Source organism: Sphingomonas sp. Sph1(2015) (assembly GCF_001970915.1).
GTDB classification, from domain to species: Bacteria; Pseudomonadota; Alphaproteobacteria; order Sphingomonadales; family Sphingomonadaceae; genus Sphingomonas; species Sphingomonas parapaucimobilis.
Window position 1 is genome coordinate 90,760 of record NZ_MQUI01000005.1, and the last position, 26,113, is coordinate 116,872.

Annotated in this window: 28 protein-coding genes; 23 read left to right on the forward strand and 5 right to left on the reverse strand. The window is 63.5% G+C overall.

Annotation, left to right across the window (positions count from 1 at the left end; translation table 11 throughout):
- Position 1: 1 nt before the first annotated feature.
- Complete coding sequence (gene traL / locus BSZ14_RS03625; RefSeq protein ID WP_076709840.1) at positions 2 to 292, reverse strand: type IV conjugative transfer system protein TraL; 291 nt, start codon at positions 290 to 292, stop codon at positions 2 to 4.
- A gap of 58 nt (positions 293 to 350) precedes the next feature.
- A complete protein-coding gene (locus BSZ14_RS03630; protein WP_062126101.1) occupies positions 351 to 671 on the reverse strand; it encodes a TrbC/VirB2 family protein in 321 nt (106 codons plus the stop codon).
- A gap of 402 nt (positions 672 to 1,073) precedes the next feature.
- Here BSZ14_RS03630 and BSZ14_RS03635 point away from each other — a divergent pair, with 402 nt between their 5' ends.
- The 4 genes from BSZ14_RS03635 (at position 1,074) to BSZ14_RS03650 (ending at position 4,643) form a co-directional block, all read left to right on the forward strand.
- Positions 1,074 to 1,535: a hypothetical protein gene (locus BSZ14_RS03635; protein ID WP_076709841.1), complete on the forward strand. Its 462-nt coding sequence runs from the start codon at positions 1,074 to 1,076 to the stop codon at positions 1,533 to 1,535.
- Positions 1,536 to 1,655: 120 nt separating this feature from the next.
- Entirely contained in the window at positions 1,656 to 2,144 is a 489-nt protein-coding gene (locus BSZ14_RS03640) for a hypothetical protein (RefSeq protein ID WP_156884411.1), read from the forward strand.
- 390 nt (positions 2,145 to 2,534) lie between these two features.
- On the forward strand, positions 2,535 to 3,410 hold the full coding sequence (locus BSZ14_RS03645) for a replication initiator protein A (protein ID WP_076709842.1): 876 nt from the start codon (positions 2,535 to 2,537) through the stop codon (positions 3,408 to 3,410).
- A gap of 507 nt (positions 3,411 to 3,917) precedes the next feature.
- A complete protein-coding gene (locus BSZ14_RS03650) occupies positions 3,918 to 4,643 on the forward strand; it encodes a helix-turn-helix domain-containing protein (RefSeq protein WP_241823622.1) in 726 nt (241 codons plus the stop codon).
- A 177-nt stretch (positions 4,644 to 4,820) separates the two neighbouring features.
- Here BSZ14_RS03650 and BSZ14_RS20155 read toward each other — a convergent pair whose 3' ends face one another.
- Complete coding sequence (locus BSZ14_RS20155) at positions 4,821 to 5,723, reverse strand: lytic transglycosylase domain-containing protein (RefSeq protein WP_274533636.1); 903 nt, start codon at positions 5,721 to 5,723, stop codon at positions 4,821 to 4,823.
- A gap of 113 nt (positions 5,724 to 5,836) precedes the next feature.
- On the opposite strand from BSZ14_RS20155, the gene BSZ14_RS03660 reads away from it, so the two are divergent.
- Positions 5,837 to 7,129, forward strand: coding sequence for a hypothetical protein (locus BSZ14_RS03660; protein ID WP_076709844.1), 1,293 nt, complete (start codon positions 5,837 to 5,839; stop codon positions 7,127 to 7,129).
- Between the two features lie 3 nt (positions 7,130 to 7,132).
- Here the strand turns inward: BSZ14_RS03660 and BSZ14_RS03665 are convergent, their stop codons facing one another.
- The gene (locus tag BSZ14_RS03665; protein WP_076709845.1) at positions 7,133 to 7,402 is read right to left on the reverse strand and encodes a hypothetical protein; all 270 of its coding nucleotides are present in this window, start codon (positions 7,400 to 7,402) and stop codon (positions 7,133 to 7,135) included.
- 227 nt (positions 7,403 to 7,629) lie between these two features.
- On the opposite strand from BSZ14_RS03665, the gene BSZ14_RS03670 reads away from it, so the two are divergent.
- From BSZ14_RS03670 to BSZ14_RS03680, 3 genes are read left to right on the forward strand one after another with little or no spacing between them, the layout of a single operon-like run.
- On the forward strand, positions 7,630 to 7,854 hold the full coding sequence (locus BSZ14_RS03670; RefSeq protein WP_076709846.1) for a hypothetical protein: 225 nt from the start codon (positions 7,630 to 7,632) through the stop codon (positions 7,852 to 7,854).
- Between the two features lie 11 nt (positions 7,855 to 7,865).
- The gene (locus BSZ14_RS03675; protein WP_076709847.1) at positions 7,866 to 8,726 is read left to right on the forward strand and encodes a DUF7146 domain-containing protein; all 861 of its coding nucleotides are present in this window, start codon (positions 7,866 to 7,868) and stop codon (positions 8,724 to 8,726) included.
- 38 nt (positions 8,727 to 8,764) lie between these two features.
- The gene (locus BSZ14_RS03680; protein ID WP_076709848.1) at positions 8,765 to 12,982 is read left to right on the forward strand and encodes a strawberry notch-like NTP hydrolase domain-containing protein; all 4,218 of its coding nucleotides are present in this window, start codon (positions 8,765 to 8,767) and stop codon (positions 12,980 to 12,982) included.
- Between the two features lie 51 nt (positions 12,983 to 13,033).
- Here the strand turns inward: BSZ14_RS03680 and BSZ14_RS03685 are convergent, their stop codons facing one another.
- Positions 13,034 to 13,546, reverse strand: a complete 513-nt coding sequence (locus tag BSZ14_RS03685; RefSeq protein WP_076709849.1) for a MucR family transcriptional regulator — start codon at positions 13,544 to 13,546, stop codon at positions 13,034 to 13,036.
- 193 nt (positions 13,547 to 13,739) lie between these two features.
- Between BSZ14_RS03685 and BSZ14_RS03690 the strand changes: the two genes are divergently transcribed.
- The 15 genes from BSZ14_RS03690 to BSZ14_RS03760 all read left to right on the forward strand — a co-directional run bounded on the left by BSZ14_RS03690 (position 13,740) and on the right by BSZ14_RS03760 (position 26,102).
- Positions 13,740 to 16,010, forward strand: coding sequence for a ParB/RepB/Spo0J family partition protein (locus tag BSZ14_RS03690; protein WP_076709850.1), 2,271 nt, complete (start codon positions 13,740 to 13,742; stop codon positions 16,008 to 16,010).
- Between the two features lie 95 nt (positions 16,011 to 16,105).
- Entirely contained in the window at positions 16,106 to 17,020 is a 915-nt protein-coding gene (locus BSZ14_RS03695) for an ArdC family protein (RefSeq protein ID WP_076709851.1), read from the forward strand.
- Positions 17,021 to 17,059: 39 nt separating this feature from the next.
- Positions 17,060 to 17,335: a hypothetical protein gene (locus BSZ14_RS03700; protein WP_076709852.1), complete on the forward strand. Its 276-nt coding sequence runs from the start codon at positions 17,060 to 17,062 to the stop codon at positions 17,333 to 17,335.
- Between the two features lie 591 nt (positions 17,336 to 17,926).
- Positions 17,927 to 19,849 (forward strand): reverse transcriptase domain-containing protein, encoded by a 1,923-nt coding sequence (locus BSZ14_RS03705; protein WP_076709853.1) that lies wholly within the window; start codon positions 17,927 to 17,929, stop codon positions 19,847 to 19,849.
- The gene (locus tag BSZ14_RS03710; protein WP_139330286.1) at positions 19,846 to 20,211 is read left to right on the forward strand and encodes a DUF6927 domain-containing protein; all 366 of its coding nucleotides are present in this window, start codon (positions 19,846 to 19,848) and stop codon (positions 20,209 to 20,211) included. The genes BSZ14_RS03705 and BSZ14_RS03710 overlap by 4 nt, the downstream gene beginning before the upstream one ends.
- Positions 20,212 to 20,237: 26 nt before the next feature.
- On the forward strand, positions 20,238 to 20,438 hold the full coding sequence (locus BSZ14_RS03715) for a hypothetical protein (protein ID WP_076709855.1): 201 nt from the start codon (positions 20,238 to 20,240) through the stop codon (positions 20,436 to 20,438).
- Positions 20,429 to 20,962: a thermonuclease family protein gene (locus tag BSZ14_RS03720; protein ID WP_076709856.1), complete on the forward strand. Its 534-nt coding sequence runs from the start codon at positions 20,429 to 20,431 to the stop codon at positions 20,960 to 20,962. The genes BSZ14_RS03715 and BSZ14_RS03720 overlap by 10 nt, the downstream gene beginning before the upstream one ends.
- A 51-nt stretch (positions 20,963 to 21,013) precedes the next feature.
- Positions 21,014 to 21,619: a DUF7007 domain-containing protein gene (locus BSZ14_RS03725; protein ID WP_241823623.1), complete on the forward strand. Its 606-nt coding sequence runs from the start codon at positions 21,014 to 21,016 to the stop codon at positions 21,617 to 21,619.
- Complete coding sequence (locus BSZ14_RS03730) at positions 21,616 to 22,629, forward strand: deazapurine DNA modification protein DpdA family protein (RefSeq protein WP_076709857.1); 1,014 nt, start codon at positions 21,616 to 21,618, stop codon at positions 22,627 to 22,629. Before BSZ14_RS03725 ends, BSZ14_RS03730 begins: the two co-directional genes overlap by 4 nt.
- Before the next feature lie 174 nt (positions 22,630 to 22,803).
- Positions 22,804 to 23,445, forward strand: coding sequence for a hypothetical protein (locus tag BSZ14_RS03735; RefSeq protein WP_076709858.1), 642 nt, complete (start codon positions 22,804 to 22,806; stop codon positions 23,443 to 23,445).
- Between the two features lie 13 nt (positions 23,446 to 23,458).
- Positions 23,459 to 23,755 carry a hypothetical protein gene (locus BSZ14_RS03740; RefSeq protein ID WP_076709859.1) on the forward strand — a complete coding sequence of 99 codons (297 nt, stop codon included), beginning with the start codon at positions 23,459 to 23,461 and terminating at the stop codon, positions 23,753 to 23,755.
- Between the two features lie 16 nt (positions 23,756 to 23,771).
- The gene (locus BSZ14_RS03745) at positions 23,772 to 24,089 is read left to right on the forward strand and encodes a hypothetical protein (RefSeq protein ID WP_076709860.1); all 318 of its coding nucleotides are present in this window, start codon (positions 23,772 to 23,774) and stop codon (positions 24,087 to 24,089) included.
- Between the two features lie 13 nt (positions 24,090 to 24,102).
- Positions 24,103 to 24,762: a hypothetical protein gene (locus BSZ14_RS03750; RefSeq protein WP_076709861.1), complete on the forward strand. Its 660-nt coding sequence runs from the start codon at positions 24,103 to 24,105 to the stop codon at positions 24,760 to 24,762.
- A 77-nt stretch (positions 24,763 to 24,839) separates the two neighbouring features.
- A complete protein-coding gene (locus BSZ14_RS03755; protein ID WP_076709862.1) occupies positions 24,840 to 25,340 on the forward strand; it encodes a hypothetical protein in 501 nt (166 codons plus the stop codon).
- A gap of 60 nt (positions 25,341 to 25,400) precedes the next feature.
- Entirely contained in the window at positions 25,401 to 26,102 is a 702-nt protein-coding gene (locus BSZ14_RS03760) for a hypothetical protein (RefSeq protein WP_076709863.1), read from the forward strand.
- Positions 26,103 to 26,113: the final 11 nt, after the last annotated feature.

The window sequence follows — 26,113 nt, forward strand, 5'->3', positions numbered from 1 at the left end:
GTCAGCCCACCATCAAACGGAGGTAGGAAGGTGGCGTGGCCTTGAGCGACGGGAAGCCGCCCGGCAGATGCCAGTATGCGAGATGAATGAGCCACGACGTCGCCCGTCCTGCCTTGGCCTTCCGAAGGGCCCACCAGCCGAGAAAAGCTAAGCCAATCCCGATAACGATGTGTTGGGACAGGATCCCCCAGGTGAAGGGAATGACCATCGCGAGGAACTCGTCGAGCGTCCAGAACCCGATCAGCTCAGGGTCGTCGAGGTGCGATGGGATCACGTACTTGTCGGCTGACATCACGCCACCTTCAAAGACGGTGTCGGCGGAGCTGCTATCTCCGCCGACCCGGTCGGCTTCAGATCGTTGCGGTGACGGTGGACGTCACGATCGGAATACCGGTGCCGGCACCGACGCCCACGCCGACCGGGATCGCGACCTGGCCGAGCGAGAAGCGACCCGAGGCGAGGCCGACAACGCCGCCCGCGAGCGACAGAACGGTGATGATCTTGCCGCCCGAACCCTCGAGGAAGCCGGTGAAGGCGTTCAACGCGGTGTTGAAGGTGGCGTCCGCACCGGCGAAGGCCGGCGACGCGAACACGGCGGCTGCCGCTGCGACGCCGATCGCCGCCAGGGCGGTCGTCTCGGCACGACGGCCGATCTTGAGCATGCTCTTCATGTGGAGGTCTCCATTCGATCGAGCGCATTTCAGCGCGCCCAAAGGAAGGGTGTCCGGCTGATTGTTGAGCGGCAACGCCAATCCGGCGGAACTTTCGGGTCCGCCGCTATTTCCGACTCATCGAGCCAGTTTTTTGTCCCTGCGCCGATGCCGTGGCGCGAATGTGAGACACGCTGGCGCGGCTAAGAGACACGGTGGCGCACATCTGCGACAGGCTGTCGCTCTCGTGAGACATGGTGGCGCACATATGCGCCATGGTGTTTGAACGGGGGCAACGCTGTTATGAAACCTAGATTCGCGTGACGGGAGCTTCGACAAGGTGTTTTACTCCCAGGGATGGTCGCTTACCGACGAGAAAGGCCGACTGCGGACTCAAAGCGCAGGTGAACAAAGAGATCGATGATGTTGGCGAAAGAAAAAGACTGCGAATTAGAGGTCTCTGAGTTCTATCTGCGGCTGGCGACCGAGAGCGTTCGCCTCTTCTCAAATAAGCAGCGAAGTATGTGCGTCCTAGGAGAGGTGGTGGACTGCCGCGCCGAGGCAGTCGCGACGCTTCCGCAATATTATACGGCGGAAAACCTGCGCCAGCACTTAGATGTTATCCCGACCGAGGGTGACATTACGCTGAAATTTACAATCCTCGAGAGCAGCGCCTCCACCATCGAGGGAGCGACGGCTATGCTCGAAGAAGCGATGGGGACGTCAGTCGCTTTTGCTGACGCCGTCTCTTTGATCCTGTACGACTTCATCGTGGAGGAGAATAAGACCGACATTCTTGCGAAGCTCGGTTTAACGCCCGAGGCCGCCAAGAAGTATGCGAAATCACTGGTAAGAACCAAAACGAATGTAATTCCCATAAGGTAGCGGCTGCCGACCCTTTGGAATGATTAAGTTCGTGCTAACGCCGGGGTTGCAAAGCCGCTTGGCGGGGGTATCGGTTAAGGGCGTTTCCGGGAGGGATAGGCAATGGGGGCACTTCAGAAGGTGACCGAATCGAGCGCTCCGGCGCTCCGTGGGCCGTACACGATAGCAGATTACATCGTTGCTCGCATGAAGGCCGAGGGCCTGAGCCAGCGAACCGTCGCGAAAAACACAGGTTATGATCGATGCCGGATCAATCGCATCCTGAGGGATGAGAACCGGCTTCCCATCAGCATCGTAGAGGCTGAAGCGATCCTCGCGTCGATGGGCGCCGGCGCGCTGGAAGTCGCTCTGGCTAACGACATGATCACCAACAATGAGCCCGTGAGCGCAGAGGACATGGCTGCGGTCGTGGCGCTCATCGCGGTGGTGGTCCAGGGACTGCCGATGAAGGTGGCATCCCTTCTTGAGGTGGTCTCAGGGCTGCAGTCGGAGGACATCCGCAAGGAGCACGGCGTTCGCATCCACAACGCCATCTTCGAGATGCTCAAGGACCTGTATACCGACCTGATCGGCCGGAAGGACGACCGCCTCGACCACACCAAATACTGATCGCACAAGCGGCCTGCGAGCCGTAGCGCGCTAAGCGCCGACGAGGCCCTACACGAGGCCTCGGACATCGTTCTATCTCCCGAATGCTACACCCCCGCTGGCGCCGGCTGCGCGCCAATCACCTCCTCAAGGGCAAGAGGGAGGGGGGAGCAGGATCGGTGGCCTGTCCGAGATTGAGCCGCCTCCCAGACCGGGGAGTGTAGTTGAAAGCACGAAATTCAGCGGTTCGAACCCCCGTTCGCCTGCGCATCCCCTCCTATACCGGTCGTGGATTCGTGCTTTCGACTACACTCCTCGTGCTTTCGACGACACTCGCTTGGCGGGTCGTAGCGGGGCCTTGGATGAGCCAGCCCAGGCGGGTATCCGTCCGCGAAGCCGGAGATAACCAGAATGACCGACAGCATCAGCAGCCAGGGAGACCTCTTCGCCTTCGATAGCCCGCTTCTGAGTGGGGTTCAGGGCGAGCGGTCACTTATGGCTTTTCCCTTCTTCGCGCTGGCAAAGACGGCATGGACGAAGCCGCTGATCTACAAGACCGACAGTGTCTCGATCGAGATTGGTCCCGGGCCCAAGGGGATCGCAACGATCTACGACAAGGAAATACTTCTCTATATCGCCAGTCTCATGGTGTCGAAGCTTGATGCTGGACAGCCTGTAACCCAGGACTTCTATTTCACTGCAAACGACCTCTTCCGAGTGACTGGCGTCAATAGCTCGAAGCGATCGTATGACCGTCTCTTCGAAGCCCTGGAACGTCTACAAGGCACACAGATCAAGACCGATATCGAGTCCGGCGGGGAAGGAAAGGCGGGGTTCTTTTCGTGGCTGGAAGCCGCCCAGCTCCATTATTCGAAGAGCCCCACCGGAGAGAAAAGACTGAAGGCGGTGCAGGTGCGGCTCTGCGATTGGCTGTTCCGCGCGATCCTCAAGGATCGTCATGTTCTGGAGTATGTGCCCAGCTACTTCCAGCTGGGACCTGTCGAGAGACGATTGTACGAGGTCGCGCGCTCCTCTTGTATCGACGGCCCGATCAGCACGACATTGGAGCAACTTCGTCTACAATTGGGCTACCAGAGCTCGGCACGGCAATTCAAAGGTGTCCTGAAGAACATCATCGAGAGCGATTCCATTCCGGGCTTTACGCTGTCGCTTCAGAAACCATTGGCCACCTCTGGTATACCGTCGAGGAAAGTCGATGCTGAGATCGTCAGCATCGTCCCGCATGCCCAAGCGAATCACACGAGCGAAACGGCGCCGGCGGATTAGGGGCGCAGCACTTTACGGCCCATGCGACCCTCCGAAGTGTAGTTGAAAGCACGAAGATCTCGGCCGAGTGTAGTCGAAAGCACGAAGAGTAAAGTGACGAGTGTCGTCGAAAGCACGAGGATTTTCCGCGCAGTGTAGTTGAAAGCACGAATTGTTAATGTTTCATCGAGGGGGATTCTCGGTCACATTGGCTGCGAGGCCGCTCGCCTGACGCGGGTGGTCAAATGGGAAACGGCTGTGACCACATAAGGAAATGCCCGGCCGAAGCCGGGCACCCTCGAGTTTCTATGTCCACGCCGGCAAGCGTGAAACAGGACCCTACCATCCTGCTGACATAGCGGCTTCAGAGCCTCGGTTCAAGGGAGCGCGCTTCGCGCCACGCTATCGCTTTGCCTGGTCCGGCCTCCACCATGGAGGAAGGCAATGGACGCTATTACCCTCGGAGGAGCGCTTACCAGCATGCTCTCCGGCATACCCGTGCGGTCGAAGCCGGCACGGTCGGGCGCCGTGCATCGCACCGGCGTCCCTGTGCTGCGTGGCAGTATGGAAGCTGGCACGTTCGAGGATAGCTTCTGGGCGATCCCAGGGCAGGGCGAGACGAACCGGCTGCTCAACGCCGCCCGCAAAGCCCTTGATGCAGGGCGAAGCCTCCGGCGCATTGCCCGGCTTGGCGAGCGCAAGCTAAGCGTCGCCGAGCGCGCGATTGCATCGTTACAGGCCAGCAGCGTGCGCGTGTTCGAAGAGCTCCTAACTCTCGCTCGGCTGAACAAGGGACGGGTGTTCCCGACCTACGAGTATCTCGCCGATCGAACAAACTATGGGCGAGCTACCATCACGCGCGCCCTCTCCGCTCTGGAGAGCGCTGGTTTCATCGTGCGCCAACGCCGTTTCAAGCGCGTCCCGGGAGAGGGCGCGGGGCCGCGCTATGCGCAGACATCGAACGCCTATCGGGCGCAGCTACCCTCGCACGTGCTCGCGCTTCTGCCGCGCTGGATGCGTCCCGCTCCTGTCCCGGTCGACGCCGAGGACCAACAGGCGGAGCAAGTCGAGAAGACCAAGGCCATGCTAGCGACGCTCTCATGCAAGGAATTTGCGGAGGCGACGCTCAGCGGGCCGCTTGGCCGCATGATGGCTCGTTTGGGAGCCGGTATCGATCGTGCTGAGCGTGAGGCTCACATTGGTTCGAAACCGCTAATGGATTCATTTGATATTGCCCAAAAGGAGTTGGCCTAGGCGGCCAACGCTCTGTCGAAGAACAGTCCGGCATAACCCTCCGACGACCAACCGAGCCGGCATTTCAAGATCGACTTCCAGGAGTGTCGGCTATCGCCGCCACAATGCTCCCGAGTGGAGCATGCGGATTCTGTTGGCCTGTCGAATCAGGCCGTCCAGGCTGCGGCTATGGCAGACTCAGAACTGGGTGAAGGCGACGCTTCTATACCCTTGAGGCAGCGTCGAGACGGTCGATGTTGATCCCGGTGGAGAGGTAAGACGTGACCAGTTGGCGATGATGTTGCTGACGTAAGCCTGTGTCTCGGTGATCCGCGGCACCAACCCACCGCGAACCCGCCCCGGACCGGCGTTATAGGCTGCAAGGGCAAGGTGTACCTGCCCGAAGCGATCGAGCTGCTGGCGCAGATAACGGGCGCCACCCCGCATGTTCTGCAGCGGATCGTAGCGATCGACGCCCAATCCGAAGGCGGTGCCCGGCATCAGTTGCACGAGCCCGTAAGCATTGGCCGACGAGACCGCGACCGGATTATAGCCGCTTTCCCGAATGATCATCGCGTCGAAGAGCCCGGGCGGAATGCCCTGCTCGCACGCGATCGCGCTCATCATCCCATAGAACGCGGCCCGACGGGCCTCTGCGCCGCGGGTGAGGAAGCCCGCTGGTCTGTAGGTGAGGGGAGCGCACCCAGGCTTGAACGATACCGATTGGAAGGGAGCGGTTGCGCCACGTAACCAGCCTGGCACGGCGATCGACGAAACGGCCGCAACCGGAGCTGGTGGTGTTGCCGGCCCGACTGACGGCCCCTGCATTTGTGCTGTCGCAGCCATCTCCTGCTGCATACGAAACTGCACGTAGCGTCGGCTGAGATCGTGGACCTGGAACGCCTCCGGCAGCGGTGGGGCCTCACCAAGCTCAGCTGTCTCGCCACGATCGGAGACAGCAGCGTCCCCTTCGAGCGGCGCAGGCCCCGTCATAGAGATGAGTTGCACCTTGCGCACCGGCCCGCGCTTCGGAGCGGCGACGGCTTGCGACGCGAGGATAACGCTCGCGCAGAATGCGATGGTGGAGACTGAATTTCGCACGGAAAACCCCTAAACGGCGTGTCTTCCAAGAGTTGAGATCAACCAATTTACGCTTGTCAAGGTGAGGGAACCTGCCGAAACTGCCGGGATCACCTCCTTGAGGTCAGTCGGACATGTGGTTGATCCACCGCGACACAGATGGAAACAGCCGGGACCGTATCCCTCTGCCGGCTCCGCTACGCGAGGCTCTGGTGCGCTGGTATGTCGGGGAAGGCTCCTTCCACGACGAACAGGCCGGTGTGACGCTGGTCCAGAACGCGCGGATCGGTCAGCGCTGGATCGCCTGCGACTGCCTTGGCCACGACAAAGCACCGCCGATCCTGACGCCGGCGTATCTGTCGGAGGCCGAAACCTACTATCTGCGGCGCCTGACCAGCACGAAACGGCCGGAGCATCGGGCCGAATGCCCGTTCTTCCGCGACCAGGCCACCAATCGCATCACCGAGGTCCGCTCTCACAATACGCCGACCGACCCGCCGTCCGGCTTCTTCGAAGTTCTGAGGCCCGCGCCGGAGAAACTGTCGCAGCGTCCGGACGATGACACCCTGGACGATCGCACCCGAAACGCCTCGACGCCGCGCCTTGCACGCCTGTTATGGCGCCTCCTCGACAACGCCGGCTGTAACAGGATCGCGCCGCTCAGCCTCGGCTACGACTGGTCGATCAAGGAGGAGTTCGCCGCGCTCAGTCGAGCCGCAGGCAAGATCGAGATCGCACCGGGCGTCGAGCTCGCCCGCGCGTTCTGGACCCATGCGCGACCGCTGGAAAGCAATGCCGTCTATGGCACGCTCCGGGCACTCGCGGCCAAATGGCCGAGGGCGCACGCGCCTCAGGGCTTCGTTGCGCTCTACGCGCAGGCGATCAGGGGCAACGAGATCCACGTGCCGAACGGTGATCCCGTGCGGATCGCGACCCGCGTCCAGTCACCGTCAATCCGAGGCAACCACATCAGTGGGCCGTACATCGTACTCGTTGTCGCCGGTGAGTATCCCGAGGCGAGAGGCTACGCCCCACTCAGGGCGTATGCGCAGCCGATCCACAACGGCCGGTTGTTCGTGCCGGTCGAGTCCGACTTCGAACGCAAGACACTGAACGCCATTCTTGCGGGGCAGCGCGCCCTTGATGTCCAAGGGGTTGATCTCGCCATCGGCAAGCCACTGTTCGACAGCATGACCGCCCAGGGTCCCTGCCGACCTGACTTCGTGCTGGAGGCAAGGTCGCGGGTGACCGGGGAGATGAAAACGCTGGTGGTGGAGGCGATGGGCTTCGACAGCGCCGATTACGAGGCGGCCAAGGCGGTCACTCACCCACGCATGAAGATGTTAGGCGACCTTGTGACGATCGACCCGTCGGAGATCGAGCAGGGCATCGCCACACGCAAGATCATGCGCACGCTCGATATCTGACGCTTAGGACCAAGACATCGTGGCAGCGAAGTAGCTGACGATTCCTAAAGTCACAGGCGTGGAGAGCAGATAAAGCTTCTGCCATCTCCACCATGCCTTCGGAAGGAATAGTGCAGCGCCTCGGACACTGCGCACGTCTTGCCAGGCTTTGTCCCGCCACAGGCCATGCAGCGTGGCACCTACCGACAGGAACATCGCGATCGAGCAGCACATGGCGGCGGCCAAATAGATGGCGATCCAGTTGGCAATTTCGACTTGCGAAAACTGGTTCATCGTCACCTCAAATTAAGGAGCGCTGCCCACAAACCAGCGCGTAACGGATCTTGTTCCGATCCACTGTAACAAGCCTGCTTTATCAGGTGGTAAACGCAATCGAGTTAGCCGGCGCCTCGGCCGGATCAGAGGAGAGGGGGGGAGTGAGAGAGGGGTCGTGAAAGCGGCTCGAACCCTTCGTCACAAGGGCGACCGACGACGGTCACCCGATCACCGAGGCCAACGCTATGCAACGCGTTCTTCTTCTAATCCAGGAGGCGGGGCAGGAGCCCATCGCCGACGTTCATCCCGATGAGGCGACAGCACGCCGGGCGCTCGCGGCCTATGTCCGCGACCGAACGCGCACTCCGCCTGCCTTGTACGCTGACAACGATGACGGCGCCATCGAGGCCTATTTCGACGGTGAGACCGCGGCTTACACGATCGTCGGCGTTGCCGGCGACGAACGCTGAGGAGCGCTGTCGTGGGCATCACCGCCAACCGACCTTCCCAGCATATGGTCGATCTCGTCGGCGCCCTTGGCGGCACGTGGCTCGGATACAAAGCGATGTGCCGCTGCCCTGCCCATGCCGACAAAACACCCAGCCTTTCGATCCGGCAAGGTGACCGCGGGCTCTTGGTCACGTGCTTTGCCGGCTGCGATGCGGGCGATATCTTGCGCGAGCTCGACCGCATTCCCCTTGGACGGCGCTATGAGCCACCAGCCCCGGTCCGAGCGACCGGCACCGCCAACATCGATCGTCTATGGAATGAGGCAATCGGAATTTCGGGTACGCTGGCAGAGCGCTACCTCGCGTCACGCCATCTGCTGCCGGCGCCGAACGACGTCCGCTTCCATCCCCGCTGTCCGCATGGGCCAAAGCCAACGACCAAATTCAAGCCAGCGCTGCTGGTCGGTGTCCGGGAAGGTCTGCGCCTGGTCGCGTTCCAGCGCATTTTTCTGACCGGTACTGGCGATGGCTATACCGGCAAGGCAACCCTTGGACTCCTCGGAACCGGCGCATGGCGGGGCGGAGACCTTGGTCCCACGCTGGGGCTCGCCGAAGGCTTCGAGAGTGCACGTGCCTGGTCGAAAATCCGAGGTCTGCCGTGCTGGTCCTCGTTCGGATCTCGCCGACTCGACCTTCTGACGATCCCATCTTCTGTGACGAAGCTGGTCCTTGCGGCCGACCGCGATCTTTCCGGGCGGCGCGCCGTGGCGCGCAGCATTGAGCACTACGCTTCGGATGCACTGAGCATCGTGCCGGACTATCCGCCAGCGCCGTTCAAGGATTGGGCCGAGGTTCTCGAGGCGAAAGAGAGGGGAGGGGGAGGGAGGCGGTGAGCTGTCGGATTGGCAGCGAAGCCCAAGGGGAACCTGCCATGCTCGATCTGCTCGACCTTCCGCCCGTTACCGACCATAGCGCCGCAGTGTCGATCGCCGCACTACTGGCGGCCGGTACGCCGATCGCGCGCCGTAACCTCAACGAAGCGATGACCACGGCATTCGGTGGCTCGGATGCCGATGGCCGTTGGACGCAGCGCGCCAGCTTCGAGATGCTCGAGCACGCCGTCTCCCTGCACCTGACCTCCCGGCCGTACAATATCACCAGCCTGGCTGACGTCTCCGCCGCCTCTGCGATCATGCAGCTGCTGCCAACACAGACGGTGCGCAGCGAGGAGCAGATCAACCTCCAGCAATTCTCGACACCGGTCGATATTGCCGCGATCGCGGTGCTGATGGCGGCGATCGGGGCGGACGACATCGTTCTCGAGCCGAGCGCCGGCAACGGCCTGCTGATCGTCCAGGCGCCGCCTTGCGCGAGCCTGCAGCTGAACGAGATCGACGCCAAGCGGCGCGAGCGTCTCGCCGGCATCTTCCCGGACGCGATCGTCACCGGACATGACGGTGCCGCTTTGGTGAGCCTTCATGCGCGGCTGCCGCGGCCGACGGTGGTTCTGATGAACCCGCCGTTTTCGCGCAGCGTCGGGCGCGGCGAGGATGACCTTGCTGCACTCAGGCACCTCCAGGCGGCGATCCGACGGGTGGCCAAGGGCGGAAGAGTGGTGGCGATCATGCCCGACTGGTTCGCGCCGAGCGCCCGGCTGAAGGCAGCATATGAGGCGGTACTGACCGGCTGCACGGTGCGCACCTCGCTCAGGCTCGAGCATTGCTACCGCAAGCACGGGACCGATATCGCGGTGCGGCTTTACGTCATCGACAAGGTGGCGGGCAGTACCTCTCACACCGTTATCCAGCGCGCCTCGGTCGCTGAGTTTCTGGACGCCGTCACGATCCCGCCGCGCGCCGCATTGGTGGGTGAAACCACGATAGCCGTCCTGCCGGCGACCAAGCCCAGCCTGTTCGGCGCGGCGCGCCAGGCCAAAGCGACGGTCGCACGCACCTATCACGCGCCGGTGCGCAATGACGTGGTGGCGGTCGGCTACCGGACACTGCCGACGCCGGCACCCCTCGCCGATCAGGTTGGCTGCTATCTGCCGTATCGGCCGAGCCGCATCGTCTTCGACATCGCGGGCGAGCATCCAACAGCACTGGTCGAGTCCGTGGCGATGGGCTCGATCCCCGCGCCGATCCCTACCCATGTCGCGCACCTGCCCGAGCGAACGGTGACCGAGCGCATGCTGTCGTCGTCGCAGCTCGAGACGGTGGTCTACGCTGGCCACGCCTGGAGCCAGATGCTGCCCGGCACCTTCAAGCCGGCAGAAAATGGCGTCGGCCTTACCTTCGACGAAGCAGGGCGCAGCTACCGCAAGGGCTTCTTCCTCGGCGATGGCACCGGTGCCGGCAAGGGACGCCAGGTCGCGGCCTGTATCCTCGACAATTGGCTGCAAGGCCGACGTCGCCACATCTGGGTGTCGAAAAACGAACCGCTGCTCGAAGACGCGCGGCGCGACTGGACCGCGCTGGGGGGCATGTCCGGTGACGTGCAGCCGGTGTCGAACTGGAAGATCGATGAGCCGATCCGCCTCGCGGAGGGCGTGCTGTTCGTGACCTATCCCACGCTGCGCTCGATGCGTTCGGATAGCAGCCGTCTGAAGCAGATCCTCGATTGGGCCGGTGCCGACTTTGATGGCGTCATCGCTTTCGATGAGGCGCACGAGATGGGCGGCGTCGCCGGCGGTGAAGGTGCGATGGGCAAGAAGGAAGGCTCCCAACAGGGTGTCTGCGGCGTCCTGCTCCAGAACAATCTGCCTGGTGCTCGCGTCCTCTACGCGTCGGCGACCGGGGCTTCCGACGTCAATAATCTCGCCTATGCGGTCCGCCTTGGCCTTTGGGGGCCGGAAACCGCCTTTGCCGATCGCGAAGCGTTCATCGCCGAGATCCGCAAGGGCGGCATTGCCGCGATGGAGCTGGTCGCCCGCGACCTCAAGGCGCTCGGGCTCTACACCTCGCGCGCGCTCAGCTTCGCCGGCGTCGAATACGACGTGCTGCGCCACGAGCTGACGCCGGGCCAGATCGAGATCTATGACACCTATGCCAACGCCTGGGGCGTCATCCTCCAGAACATGGAGGCGGCGTTGGAGATGACCGGCGTTGTCGACGGGCTGGAGAATGCGACGCTGAACAGCGGTGCCAAGGCATCGGCACGGTCCCGTCTGGAATCGACCAAGCAGCGCTTCTTCGGGCAGGTCCTGCTTTCGATGAAGCTGCCGACCGTGATCGCCGCGGTCGAACAGCACCTCAAGGCCGAACAATCGGTGGTCCTGCAGTTGGTGACGACCGCGGAGGCGATCCTCGATCGGCGCCTGTCGCAGATGTCGGCCGAAGAGCGCGCGGACCCGGTCGTGGACCTCTCACCGACCGAGTATATCGCCGACTATTTGATGCGCGCCTTCCCGACCCGACAGATGCAGACCTACACCGACGACACCGGCACCGCGCGTTCGGCGCCGATGAGCGACATCGACGGCAATCCGGTGCACAACCCCGATGCCATCGCCGCGCGCGACCAGCTGCTCGAACACATCTGCGCGCTGCCGCCCGTCAAATCGGCGCTCGATGCGCTGATCGAGCACTTCGGCACCGACATGGTCGCCGAGGTGACTGGGCGCTCGCGCCGTCTCGTGCCAACGTCGGACGGGCGGCAGAAGCTCGAGACCCGGTCGGGGCGATCGAGCCAGGTCGAGGCCGCGGCGTTCATGGCCGGCACCAAGCGCGTCCTGGTGTTCTCCGACGCAGGTGGCACCGGCCGCTCGTACCATGCGAGCCTCGATGCCAAGAACCAGCAGCAGCGCGCGCATTTCCTGCTCGAACCGGGCTGGCGCGCCGATCGCGCGATCCAGGGGCTGGGGCGCACCCACCGCACGCATCAGGCTTCGACGCCGCTGTTTCGGCCGGTGACCACCGACTGTAAGGGCGAGCTGCGCTTCACCTCGACGATCGCGCGGCGCCTCGACAGCCTGGGCGCGCTCACGCGCGGTCAGCGCCAGACCGGCGGTCAGAATTTGTTCGACCCTGCCGATAACCTCGAAAGCGAATACGCCAAGGATGCTCTCCTGACGTGGTTCGCGCTGCTCGATGCCGGCAAGCTCACCAGCACGACGATGGACGACTTTTGCTCACGCACCGGGCTGGAATTGCACGACAACGACGGCGTCCTGAAGGAGGACCTGCCGCCGATCCAGCGCTGGCTCAACCGGCTGCTCGCGCTGCCGATCGGCATCCAAAACCTAATTTTCGATGAGTTCCTCGCGCTGGTCGAGACGCGCGTCGCCGCGGCACGCGAGGCCGGGACGCTCGACGTCGGGGTCGAGACGATCACCGCCGACACCGCGACCGTCATCGACGACACCTTGCTGCGCACCGACCCGCTGTCGGGCGCGACTTCACATCTCCTCACGATCGAGATCTCCCGGCGTCGCAATCCCATCTCGCTCGAGCGCATCCTCGAGGTGGCGAAATGGCACGACGACGTCGCTTTCGTGGTCAACGCGCGCTCCGGCAGGGTGGCACTGCGCACCCGGGCGCGGTCATGGATGGACGACGAGGGGCAGCCGATTGCCCGCATCGAGCTGCAACGGCCGTGTCGGCGTGAGTACCTCCGAGAGGTGGACCTGCTCGAGAGCGCATGGGACGTCGTGGACGAGGCGACCTTCGCCGCCAAATGGTCCGAGGAGGTCACGGAGGCGGCCGGGCAGCTCGATACCGAGACCATCCGCCTGGCGACCGGCCTGCTGCTGCCGATCTGGTCGGCGCTTCCGTCAGATCATCTGGCCGTCAACCGGATCGCCGACGCCCACGGCAATTCGTGGCTCGGGCGACTGGTCTTCGACAAGCATGTCGTCCAGCTCTACACCAAGCTGGGGATCGCGAAGACCGACGACCTGCCGGTCGATGCCATTGCCAGTTCCGTCCTGTCCGGCCGCGCCGTCGACGTGGTGCGTCCGTTCCCGATGACGATCCGCCGCGCGATCGTGAACGGCAACCCGCGCGTCGAGATCGTCGATGCGCCAGCGGCGCAGCTCTCCTGGCTGAAGTCGCTGGGCTGCTTCACGGAGATCATCGCCTACAAGACCCGGGTCTTCGTGCCGGCAACCGATGCCGAAACCATCCTGGCTCGGGTGCTCAAGGCAGCCTGAGGGCATGACGCCCGCTCTCCCTTGAGGTGAAAGCGGGCGTCAATCCTACATTCAAGCGGTCGCGATCGAGAGCTTCTTGCCCCGCTTGGCCGGCGTCTGAGCGGCGGACGCTGGTGCCTCCTCGCTCGCGGGCGCTCCTTGCACTGCCGCCTTCGGCTTGCGGCCGAGGCCGATCTTCTTCGCCATCGCGCGGCGGTTCTCGCTGTAGGTCTCTGCTACCATCGGGTAGTCCGCCTTCAGATTGTAGCGGGCACGGTACTCCTCCGGCGTAAGGCCGTTGGTCGAGAGGTGACGGCGCAGGGTCTTGTACGGCTTGCCGTCGATCATGCTGATGATGTGGTCCTTGCTAGCAAGCGATTTTCGGACCGACACAGCCGGCGTAAATTCCGCCGTTTCGGCGTCCGTCGGCGCTGCCTCAGCAGCGCTGCCCAAGGCAGCAACGGCATCGTGCATCGACTTCAGGAACGTCGGAACGTCATCCGACGACGTGCGCGTATTGGGATTGCTCAACCACGCGATGGTCAGCTCGGTTGCCAGTTCAACGGTGTTGGTTTCGGTCGTCATGAAAATGTCCGCTCATCGAGAGCCCGCCAATCGCCGGCGGGGACTAGATAACCCGATCGTGCGGCCCGCGCGATACTGGAATGCCTGAGCGAACGGATCTCACCGGGACAATCAGAACGACAGGGAGAGAAGGGGGAAGGGGATGGGTGTCCGAGAAATAGGTCGGATGCTCAGATACGAAGGGTGATTTCCCATGAACCAGTCCGTCAAGCTTTCGAAACTCCGCCTGTCCGCCAGCAACGTCCGCACCGCCCCTGACGCGGCCTTAATGATCGAGCCGTTCGCGGCCGACCTCGAAGCACGCGGCGTATTGCAGAACCTCCTGGTCACGCCGGTTGCGCGCTCGCGTGGCATGTTCGAGGTGTTCGATGGCGGTCGGCGCCTGCGCGCGCTCAACCTGCTGGTCGAGCGCGGCGTCATCGATCCCGACCAGTACGACGTGCCGGTGCGGGTGCTGAAGGGCAATGATGCCGAGCTGACCGAAACCTCGCTCGCCGTCAGCTTCCACCACCTGAAGCTCAGCCCGACCGAGGAATGCCGCGCCTTCCAGCACTTCCTGGCCGGCAGCACCGACATCGATGCGGTCGCCAAGCGGTTCGGCGTGACCCGGCGCTTCATTGACGGCCGTCTGCGCCTGGCGGACCTCGCCGAGCCGATCTTCACCGCGCTCGCCGAGAACCGGATCACCCTCGACATGGCCAAGGCCTATGCGTCGACGGCCAGCCACGAAGCGCAGCTGAGCACCTGGACCACCTATGGTTCGATGAGCCACTACAACGCTGACTCGATCCGTCGCATCATCGCCAACGACATGATGCGCGCCGACGACCCGGTCGCGCTGCTGGTCGGCGCCGAAGCCTATGAGGCTGCGGGCGGCGTCATCGAGCGCGACCTGTTCAGCGATGCCCGCGAGAAGTGGCGCCACCCCGAGATCGCGCGCGGCCTCGCGGCTGCGATCATGGAAGCCGAGGCGACCCGGATCGGTGCCGAACGTGGCCTCGCCTGGATCCGTCCGGTCGCGTCGCACAGCATCTGGGACGCGACGCGCAACCTCTACAAGATCACCCTGCCCGAGCAGCCGATGACGCTGGCCGAGGCGGAGCGCGCCGAGCAGATCGAGCAGCGCATGGGCGAACTGCATGATGCCATGCAGGACGAGGACCTCGCCGAAGACGCCTTCGCCGTGATGGAAACCGAGCTCGATGCCTTGGCGGCCGAACTCGAGGCGCTCGACAACCGGCCGGTCTTCATGCCGCCCGAATTGGCCTCGCGCGTCGGCGCGTTCCTGACGCTCGCACAGAACGGCACCATGCTCCTCAACGAGAGCTACTACAGCGAGACGCCGATCACGGTGACGGTCGTCGAGCCCGACCCCGTCGATGGCGATGCCGAGGGCGGGCACGCCGACGATGAGGGTGAGATCGATGCGGAGGCGGTGTCCGATCCCGTCATCAAGGCGCCCACGTTCCGGATCGAGGAGGGGACGACTACGACGTCGACGGGCAGCACCCCGAAGGAGATCGATCCCGACACCGCGGCGCCGGGCGGCAAGGCGCTCAGCCAGGTCCTGCTCGACCAGCTCGCGGTACAGCGCCGGGACGTGCTCGGTGCCGCACTGATCGCCAATCCGGGTCTCGCGCTCGACTATATGCTGTTCGCGATGGTCGACGGCCGGACCATGGGCGGATCGGGCGATGGCACCACGATCTCGGCCTCCCGGCCACAGGATCCGGTGATGTCCAACAATGTGCCGGCCTCTCGTGCACGCGACTATCTCGCCGAGGTGCACGACGGACTTGATACGAGCTGGGGAGTGCCCGGCGGCAAGGTCGAGCGCTTCGAGGCGTTCCGCGCGCTGGGCGACGAGGCGAAGTCCGCCTGGCTCGCATGGATCGTGGCGACGTCGCTGGAGGCCAAGGAGAATTACAGCTCCCACACTCAAAACCCGCTCCAGAACCGGCTCGCCACCATCCTCGAGGTCGACGTGGCCAGCTGGTGGCGCCCGACCTCGGAGAACTTCTTCGATCGCGTGTCCAAGGGGTCGCTGATCTCGCTCCTCCACGAGGTCGGCGGTCCCGCGCTCTCGAGCCGGCACGCGACGGAGAAGAAGCCCGAGGTCTCGGCCTCCTGCCAGAAGCTCTTCGCTGGCGAGGCGATCGTCGAGCCTGCGATCAAGGAGGCGGCGCTCCAGTGGCTGCCGAGCGCGATGCGGTTCAACGATGTGGCGACCACGGCCGAGGCCATCGACGACGAGCAGGGCGATCTTGCAGACCTGATCGACGAGGGTGATGGCGACGCGGGGGCCGGGGCGGGCGACGCCGGCGCCGACGATCTGGCCTCGCTGATCGGCGATGGACCGGAAGACGACGGCAGCGCTGATCCCCGGCAGGACACTGAGGTCGACGCCGAAGCAGGGCACGACAACGACGATGGGGTGCCGGTCGAACTGGTCGCGGCCGAATAGGGCGGCACCGCCTCCCTTCTGAGCAACCTCACTGCCGGCCCGCATACACTGCGGCGCCGGCAGTGTCTTTTCACCTTGCCCAAAAGGACAGCGCCATGCCCGCTGCAACCCGCGACATCGCGGCCGACATCACCGCCACCATCATCGCCAGGCTGGAAGCCGGCACAGCCCCTTGGCAGCGCCCGTGGTCGCTTATCGGCGAGGGCGGTCGCCCACTTCGCCATGAAGGCATCGAATATACCGGGATCAATGCCCTCTGGCTTTGGGCAGTCGGCGACATGCACGGCTTTCGCAGCCGCTACTGGATGACCGCACGCCAGGCGCGTGAACTCGGCGGAGAGGTGCGCCCCAACGCGACCCCGTCATACTCGGTCTACGCCTCGACCTTCCGCAAAGCCGGCGTTCCCACCCTCCTCGGTATGTCCGCGGACCGCATGATCCGCTTCCTGCGCTCCTACGAGGTGTTCAACGCCGACGAGATCGCCGGCTTGCCGGATTACTACTATCCGCAGGCCGTCGCGCCGACGCCATTGCTTCTGTCCGACCGGCAGGACCGCATCGACGCATTCTTCACCGCGATCCCCTCCAAGGTCCGTCATGGTGGCGGTGCCGCCTTCTTCGATCTGACTTTCGACTACATCCAGATGCCTCGCCCCGGCACTTTCAAGTCTGCCGACGCTTATGCGTCGACGTTAGCGCACGAAAGCTGCCACTGGACCGGGCATAGGACACGTCTCGACCGCACGTTCGGCAAGAAGTTCGGCGACAGGGCTTACGCTATGGAAGAGCTGGTTGCCGAATTAGGTTCAGCCATGATTTGCGGAGACCTTGGCCTGCCGACAGAGTTACATGACAGCCATGCTAACTATTTAGCAGGTTGGCTGCGAGTGCTCAAGGCGGACAAGACCGCGATCTTTCTCGCCGCGTCGAAGGCCGAACAGGCCTTCTCCTACCTCCGCAGCTTCTCGACCGAGGCCGCAGACACTGCCGATACGCGGCTCGCCGCATGACCCCCCATCACCGGAGAACACGACATGGGTTGGCTTTCTATGACCAGCGCCGGCATGGGCGGCCACGCCACCCCCAAGGCGTATCTCGACGCGCAATTTACCTACAGCCGCACGCTCGATGGTGGCGGCACGCGCGGCATGCGCGTTATCGACAGCGCGTTCGTCGGAAACCGCGTCTGGTATGCCGCGGCTGAGGTCATTCAGGACGGCGAGGTGCAATATGTCATCGCGCTGGTTTGCCTCGTGAAATGGAACCCCGGAGCCAAGGACGGCTACGTCTTTGGCTACAAGGACAGTGCGCCGTTGCGGCGCTGAAATGGAGTATCAGTGATGATGAGGTAAGTTGAGAATGCCTCTGCTCGCCGGACTAACCTCGGGCCTCACAAGGTCTGAAATCCCGAAAGGGACGGGGAACAATAGCATGTTCGGAAAAGGCCAGATGCGTCTTAGTCGCAAATGGAGGCGATGACGGTCAGGGCAAGGTGCGTATGGTGAAGGCTACACTGCTTAAATCCCAGTCTGCAGCAATCTATATAGCGATACTGGCGAAAGCGACTGTCACGCCAGGTCCGGATGATGACAGCGGTCTCATGTCTTGGCCGCCTGTTTCTCAGCCCATCCGGTGCGCCTCTCGTCGAGGGGTTTAGTGGACGAACGGGACACCTAACCGCGCCGCATCTCCATTCAGCGTAACTACGGGATGCCCTAAACAGGCGGCTTCTGCCGGCCTGCATGGGTACGGAGCCGCCATATTACTCAAATGCCCGGGGTAATGCCCGGGACATCGACCTCTTCGGAGGCGGCGGTGCAACTGTATAAGGTCTCGAGCGATCGGGCCGAAAGCGGGGAAGACCGGGGGAAGGGCGGCAGCTGTGATTCTTCAACCACCGATCATGGGGTGTGCTGATGCTGCCAGAAACTGTGAAAGGCCGGTTGGAGGCCATTCCGGCGCTCGTTGCGTCGGGCAAAAGGGTGAATGGACTCTATCGTCTGATGGGGTCTCGCCTCCTTTGGGAGGAGGGGCTCCAGAAGATCGGATCCAACAAGGGTGCGATGACGCCGGGTATTGACGGCGAGACCTTCGCGGACTTCGGACCGGAAGACCTCGACCCGATTATCGCCAGCGTGACGGCAGGGACCTATGATCCCAAACCAGTGCGTCGGGTGTTTATCCCGAAAGGCAAGGGCAAACGGCGTCCGCTGGGCATTCCCACGCGCGACGACCGCCTCGTTCAGGAAGTGGCGCGGCAACTGCTCGAACGGATCTATGAACCGGTGTTCTCGAACGCCTCCCATGGATTCCGGCCGGGCCGGTCGTGTCATACGGCGCTTGAACACGTCAAAGCCGTATGGACGGGGGTGAAATGGCTCGTAGATGTGGATGTCGCGGGGTTCTTCGAGAACATCGACCACGACATCCTCCTGCGGCTGTTGCGGAAAAGGATCGATGACGAGAAATTCATCGGCTTGATCGGCAGCATGCTTAAGGCGGGTGTTATGGAAGACCGGGTTCACACCCGGACCTACAGCGGCACTCCGCAGGGCGGTATCGTCTCTCCAATCTTGGCCAACATCTACCTCCATGAACTCGATATGTTCATGGCGGAACGGATCGCGGCTTTCGAGAGGGGGAAGGTCCGTGCCACGAACCCGGAATATGGGCGACTGGCTGGGCGCATCCAGAAACAACGGAAGCGCGTCACCATGCTGCGGGCCAAAGACAATGTCGACGAGGTGAAGGTTGCGGCCTCCTTGGCCAAAATCCAAACCTTACTGCCGCAAAAGCGGTCCATCCCGTCGAGAGACGCGATGGACCCCGGTTATCGCCGACTTCGTTACTGTCGCTACGCGGACGACTTCATGATTGGGGTTATCGGTAGCAAGGAGGATGCACGAAGCGTGTTCGCCGAAGTCAGGGCATTCCTGACCGAGGCGCTGGCGCTCACGGTGTCCGAGGAGAAAAGCGGTATCCGCAAGGCGAGCGATGGAGCCGCTTTCCTTGGATATGAGGTCCGCACATATACGACACGCCAACGGGTTGTCCGGAGCCGACAAGGTTCCGTCAGCTTCCTTCGTAGGCCGCCGTCGGAAGTGATGCAGCTGCATGTCCCTTGGGAGAAGGTCCACGCGTTCGCTTCTGCAAAAGGTTATGGTGATCTGTCGGTGTTGAAGCCGCGTCATCGTAGCCTGCTGCTCAGCTGCAGCGACGTTGAGATCGTCCTAGCTTACAACGCCGAATTGCGGGGTTTTGCGAACTACTATGCTCTCGCCAAGGATGTGAGCTTCAAGCTGAACAGGCTTGAGTTTCTCCAGCGGTGGAGCTTGTTCAAGACCTTGGCCAGCAAGCACAAAACCAATGTGCGAGCGGTCGTGGCCCGCATGAGGACGGGGCAGGAATTCACCATCGGCTACGACGTCGATGGCCAGCCCCGATCGGTCAAAGTCTGGAAACTGGCTCATCTGAAACGTGATCCGGCCACCTCGTCCAGGATTGATATCCAGCCTTGGACGCAGGTGTTCACCCACTCACGTACGGACTGGGTTGATCGTCAGAATGCCAAGCAATGCGAGGCTTGCGGTCGATCCGATGTTCCGTGTCACGTGCACCATATCCGGGGGATGGCCGATGTTTCGCACCGCGGTTTTGTCGTGAGAATGAAGGTGGCACGCGCCCGCAGGACGGTGGTCCTGTGCGAGCAATGCCACTGGGATACTCACAGAGGCCGCCTGCCCGATCTACGGCAAAGTGATGGTTCGTCACAGTGGAGAGCCGCATGCGGTGAAAGCTGCACGTGCGGTTCGGCGGGGGGATCAGGGCTGACTCCATGAGCAGCACCAATCCTACCCGACTGGAAGAATCCATGGGGCCTTGCGAGGCCGGTTGCCCCGGCCGGATCCTCCGCCTCTTGTCGCCGACCGCCAAGGAGCATGCGCTCGACTGGCGGCGTCGTTGCCTGATCCGGCTGCGCATGCACGGCCGGAAGGTCGAGGACGGCATGCGGCTGCGGTTTCCCCGCGCGATTTCCTTTGGCGATGGGCATAGCGGCACCGAGTTCATCGTCGTGAAGAAGGGCGAGCGCGTCACGTTCCGGAACTCTGAGGGCCGCGGCAGCTACCGCATCACCAGCTTCCGCGACTTGGCATGGACGGTGGTGCCGGAAACCAAGGTTCACCGCACGGTCTTCGCCTAGACCGAAACTTGCCCGATAGCAGAACGATGGAATTGACCATGCCGGACGACACCCCCCTCTCGCCGCTGCGCCGTATATTGTGCAGTCATGCCAACGCCATTCGTGTTGCTGGCTGGATGCGCCGCGACGGGATCAATGCAGCGATCGTTGCCACCGGCGACCCGCTTCAGCCGTGGCTCATCGTCGAGGCCACCAATCCGCCTGAGGACAACCGCGCATGCGCCTGACCGTAGCACTGGCCTTGGCCCTCGCCGCCTGCGGAGGCGTTGCCTCGCAGGCGGAAGATCAACCAGTCATCCGCGCCGATGGGCGTGCTATCGATGGCGATACCGTCTCGTTCGACGTGCGCCTGTACGGTGCTGACGCCTTTGAAAAACGCCAGATGTGCCGGAATACCGACGGCTGCTGGCCGTGCGGCAAGGCCGCGCAGGATTATGCGTCAAAGCTGCTGAAGGCTGGGAGCAGCACGATTCGTCTCACGAGCAAACAGAGTTATGGACGCCCCATCGGCACGATCGAAATCGACGGGCAGGACCTTGGCGAAAGCATGATCGCCGCAGGCCTTGCCGTGCCGGCGACCAGCTACCTCAGGGACGATCCGGCCCGCGCACAGCGATACGTTGCTGCATATGAGTTCGCCGAAGCTCGCCGGGTCGGTGCCCACGCCGGGGCTTTCATCAATCCAGCCAAGTGGCGCCGGGGCGAGCGCCTCTCGTGCGAGAGCCGGTCCCGCGACCGCCAGGAGCGCTGAAGGCCAAGGGAGAGAAGGGGGCGGGGAAGGGTATCGATCAAGGAGCCGATCATGCCCGCTTTCGCCTCGACGCCCGCCCCAGTGCACACCCTCTGGGACACGCCCGACATGGCCACCCAGCGCCTGCCCGGTGTCTGGTGGGTCAAGACCCCCTCTCATGGCGGCTTCGTGCTGTCCGACGAACGCCAGGCCGCGATGCCCGAGGCTTTGCGCCTCGACAGCATCTACTACGAAGAGGACGTCGACTGGACGCTGGTGATCCTCGCCTTCGAGGCAGAATTTGCCGCGTTGAAGGATCCGCATTTCGACATCGAGCGTGGGATCGCCCACCAGACCGCACGGCACTGGCGACCGCAACGGTACGGCAGCTTCACTGGTCAGATCATCACCCCCAGCGACAGCTACGTCCTGCGGAAGATCGACATCATCAAGGCCGCAATCGGCGAGATCGGCGTGCGCACTGCCTTTGGCGATGGGGCCAATTGGGTGCCGGCCGGTAAAGTCGGGGTCTGTGGCCAAAGGATCGTCGGCTGCGACCATCTCGGCTTCACGCAGTATGACGGGCCGGTGTTCAAGGGTCTGTGCGATGCGGCGGGCTATGAGGCGGGGCGTCCGGTCAACACCTTCGCTGCACTGGGCGTCGAGCTCCTGTCGTGAGTATCGAGGTTGTCGTCGGGCTCCCCCACCTGAACAACGGCCCGATCCTTGCCCGCGCCAAGCTGATGCAGCAACCGATGCTCATATCGGCCAACTGCCTGTCCAAATGGCGCAACCGTGCGGGCTGGCGAAGCTGGGAAGGGTGGCGCCACGCCCAACTCCGAAACGCCGTCGGCTTGGCCAGCCTCGACCTCGATAGCGCCGGCTATGTCCTGGCCAGCCGTTATGGCGGCTTTCCATGGTCGATCGCCGATTACATGGCGCTGGCCGCCAGCTATCCATTCCGCCGCATTGCAGTGGCCGACTATTGCTGTGAGGCTCAGATCGCCGGCGATCGCGAAGAGGTTCTGGACCGCATCAGTCGCACGATCGCCACCAATCGCGAGTGCCGTGCGCGCGCCGCTGATTTGGGAATTATCGAGCGATTGATGCCGGTCCTGCAAGGCCGGATACCCGAGGACTATGGCCGCTGTGCCGACGCCCTTCACCTCTCGATGCTACCCGGATCGGTCGTGGGCGTCGGCAGCATGTGCCGGCGGGACATTCACGGAGCTGAGGGTCTGATCGCGGTCGTCCGCTATCTCGACAGCGTCCTACCGATCGGCGTCCGACTGCATCTCTTTGGCGTGAAGGGCTCGGCATTGCCGTGGCTGTTACCGTTCGCCCACCGGGTCGCGTCGATCGATTCCCAAGCGTGGGGCACAGCAGCGCGCCAAGAGGCCCGGCGAACGGCCAGATCGAAGACCGACGTATTCGCGGCGGGTCATATGGAGCAGTGGACGGCCAAGCAGCTCGCCCGTCTTGAGGAACAGCCGTGTTTCGCGCCGACGATGCCGCCCAGCGCCGAGCCGATACCAAGCGCTGACCCGTGGGAACGCGCCATCGCCCGCGCTCGCGCCGAGGCCCGCGATCTGATCGAATCCGGCGACCTCGCCCATGACGAGATCACCGCGGGGTGGATCGAGACATGGGCCGCAGACCTCTACGACGAGGAGCGCCGCGCCGCCTGACGGCCGGAAAGATGTTTCCGAAATCCGGCAACATCTTTCCCGACGGCTGCCCAGGCGCCCAGCCCTGAGGGGCTGACGATACGAGCCCGATGCCATGGGTCGCGGAGAAGAGGGGGGAGTGAGGGGGGTGCGCGAAACTCTGCGTGCGTCCTTCCTTCTTCGGAGCAAGCGGCGATGATCTACGATGTGCCATTCCGCCACCAACAGGCGCTGAACCCGAGCGGCCTGCCGACCATAACCACGACGCTGCGCGCGATCGAAAAGGCAGTCGAGGACTGTCGCAACGCCGGGGTCGATCCGGATAGCGACCCTGCCGTGGTCCTCCTCGCGCGCCATATGGCGGTCGTGTCAACGAACCGTCGGCCGCGGGCCGTGCTGCGCCAGGCCTGCAACCGTCGGCTCGAAGATCTGACCCGCTTTCCGACGCTGCTGGCGCTGGCGATCCGCGGCGTTGAATATGACGCGGGGGCGAAGGAGCGTTTTCACTTGGACGCGACCGCCGCGATGAAGGCTCTGGCCGAGGCCTTGGGATTGGTGGCCGGAACCTTCGAGGTGGTCTCCATCCAAGGCGGCAGGGACCAATCCGGTCAGGTTCTTTTGGCGGCCGAGAAGATCGCCGTGACAGTCGCGATCGGCAGGCGACACGAAGGTCGCGAGGTATCGTATCGAGCCGTGAACGAAGGTACGGCCATGCCTAACCGGTTCGCGCCGATGGCCGAGCTGCTGCGCCCGCGCCGGCTCGCCAACCGCCTGCGGCGCGACCTGCCCGAAGCGTTTGCTCCGGTCGCTTCCCTGTCGATCCCGATCGCGGCGTGAGGGGAGATCCGCGATGCACATCAACAACGCGCTTGCGATCGCGCGGGCCGACGCCGCACGCCTGGCGCGATACGTGGCTCGCCGGGAGCTGTTTCTCGACGCCCTCGATTGGTCCCTCTTGACCGAGGACGATGCCCGCCAGTCGGCGATGCTCGATGATCTCCTCGCGCGCGATCTGGCTGATAGCGCCCTCTACATCGACTGGCTGGAACACCGGATGATCGAAGGAGGCGACCCGCTCTCGGGCGTGCTTCGCTTTGCTCCGCATCCACGGCCGTGGCACGCTGAGTGGATCACGCTGGCCGCCTGAAGAAGGATCGAAGACCATGAGCCGTCACACCTTCCCCGGCCACGCCGGACAAACGATCAATATCGGTTGGGATCGACCGCTCGCCACGTTCTTCGTCCAGGTCACCCGGCCGCATCCCACGAAGGCGGGAGAGAAGCAGACCGTCGCGTGGCAGGGCACGGATGATGGTGAGTTGCCGACGGCAGCTTCGGCGATCGCCGTGGCGGCCGACTATGGCGATCTGCCGGCTGATCTTGGCGCGACGCTCGAAACGGACCGGATGAAGACGCTGGCGCAGGCGGATGGACCTGCACAGATCGCCGCACGGCGGTTCCGGCACAACGATAGCCTGTAAGGAGGATCGAGAGATGGATCCGCAGAAGAACGCTGGAGGCGACGTCGTTTTCGCTCCCAACGCTGGCTACACCCTCATTGCCATGGCGTTCCTAATCAAATTCGCGTCATGGATGGTTTCGATGGTCACCGACGGAGCGGCCGAGGCCGATGGATCGATGCCCATCACGCAAGCCATGGTGGACCTGATAAGCGGGCCGCTGATCGACATCCTTTGTGTGCTGATGGTTATTGGCGGCGGTTTCATCATCATATTCGGTGGTAGTGGGAAGGCCAGCGGCACGGAGATCCCGCCCAGCAAAACCAAGACCCCCCGCGCGCTCCCCCTGCAAATGAGTGAGCTCGCGCAATCGGCCGAGGGTCGCCTCAACAGCCTGATGGCCCAATTCCGTTCTATCCCTGAGGACATGGTGCTGGCGGAGGCGGCGGTCGAGTTCGAGAGGATCGAGAGCTCGCATGTGCCCGACCTTCAGCAAGCTCACCGGGACTCGCGGGCCACCGTACCGGCAAAGTCGGCCAAGTCCGACGTGCTGGATGCGGACTATGCGGCGAGCCTTGACCGGGTCAGCGATGCTTTGGCGCGGCTGATCGAAGGTTGCGAGGCCGTGGGCCGAGAGCGCCTGGAGATCCAGAGCCGCTTTATCGAGGCAAGGCACCCCAAAGACGCCTTCTGAGGCCGAGGATAGACCTCGACCAAAGGAGGGAGGGGGGGAGGTTTGTCGATCAAAGGTCGATCGACGGAGAACCTCCCATGTCCCACATCATCGATATTGGCGGCGCGCCCGCCGAGGAAGAGTGCGCCCAGCTCGGGCAGACCATCGACTTCGAGGCCGCCAATCTGGCCGAGGTGACGGCGTACAAGCTCGCGATCATCGCGCGCCATGGCTTGCCCCCCGAAGGGTGCAAGCTGATCGTCCACAACAATCGGCATGACTTCGGCCTGTATCGTACCCTCGCGCTGCGCGTCGACGATGAGGAGAGCGAGGCGGTCGACGCCTATGCCGAGGCCGTCGAGCCCGGTCTTGGGTCATGGATCGAGGCCGGCTTCACCGCGCCCGTCGCCTATGCCGGCAAGATCGCCACCATCGAGCGGTCGCAGCATGCCGAGCTGGTGATCGGGGCGCTGCTGACGACCCGTCCCAACCCCGACGGGACCTTCCCGATCGCCGACTTCGCCACCCTGCATGGCAATCTGGCTGCCGCCTTTCCGGAGCAGGCCGAAACCGCTCGCCAGCGCCTCACCGCCGCCTGATCCGATCCACCCCGCCGTCATGGCGCGCCGGCACGCGTCCGGCGCGTCTGGAGAACTCCCATGGCCAACAGCTACACCAAAGCCGCCTTTTGCATCCTCATGTCGCCGCGCGACGTGACGGTACTCAGCGCCGCCACGCGCGCCATCGATATCCTGGAAGGTGACAGCACCGACGAGGACCTGAAGCTCTCGTTCGATGCCCTTGGCACCGCGTTCCACGCAGCCTTCCCCGCAAAGGGCGATCATGACTTCGGCAGCTTTCTCGAGATCTTCGACGAGCCCGACCACCCGACCTTCGGCTGCGATATCGACATCGAGGAGCCGGATAAGGAGGGCCGGTGCGCGGTGACCTTCAGCGGCGAGCAGGTCGAGATCGAACCGGTAGCGCGGTTGATCTTCACTGCCTGCAAGTCGGCGCTGCCATGCGCGTTCGAGTGGTCGCATGGTTCGGATCGCCTCCGTGTCGGGGAGTTCGGAGGCGGCTGCGTCGTCATCACTGCGTCGGGCATCGCCTACCACAACACTCGCGATATCCTCGATCGCGCCATCACGCGCGAGATCAGCGGTCCGGACGAGGCCGTGGACGGCTTCGTGCTGGCGCTCGCCGATCGCGAACATGGCTTGAGCTTCTGGAACAACGAGCTTGGCTTTGGTCGGCTCGCGCTGGCGACCGTGTTCAGCGAGAACGAGGCGGGGCGTTTCGACAAGCCGATCGCACATACCGAGCCCGAATGGCTGGCAATGCCGGCTCCGCTCGCCTGATCCGAAAAGGG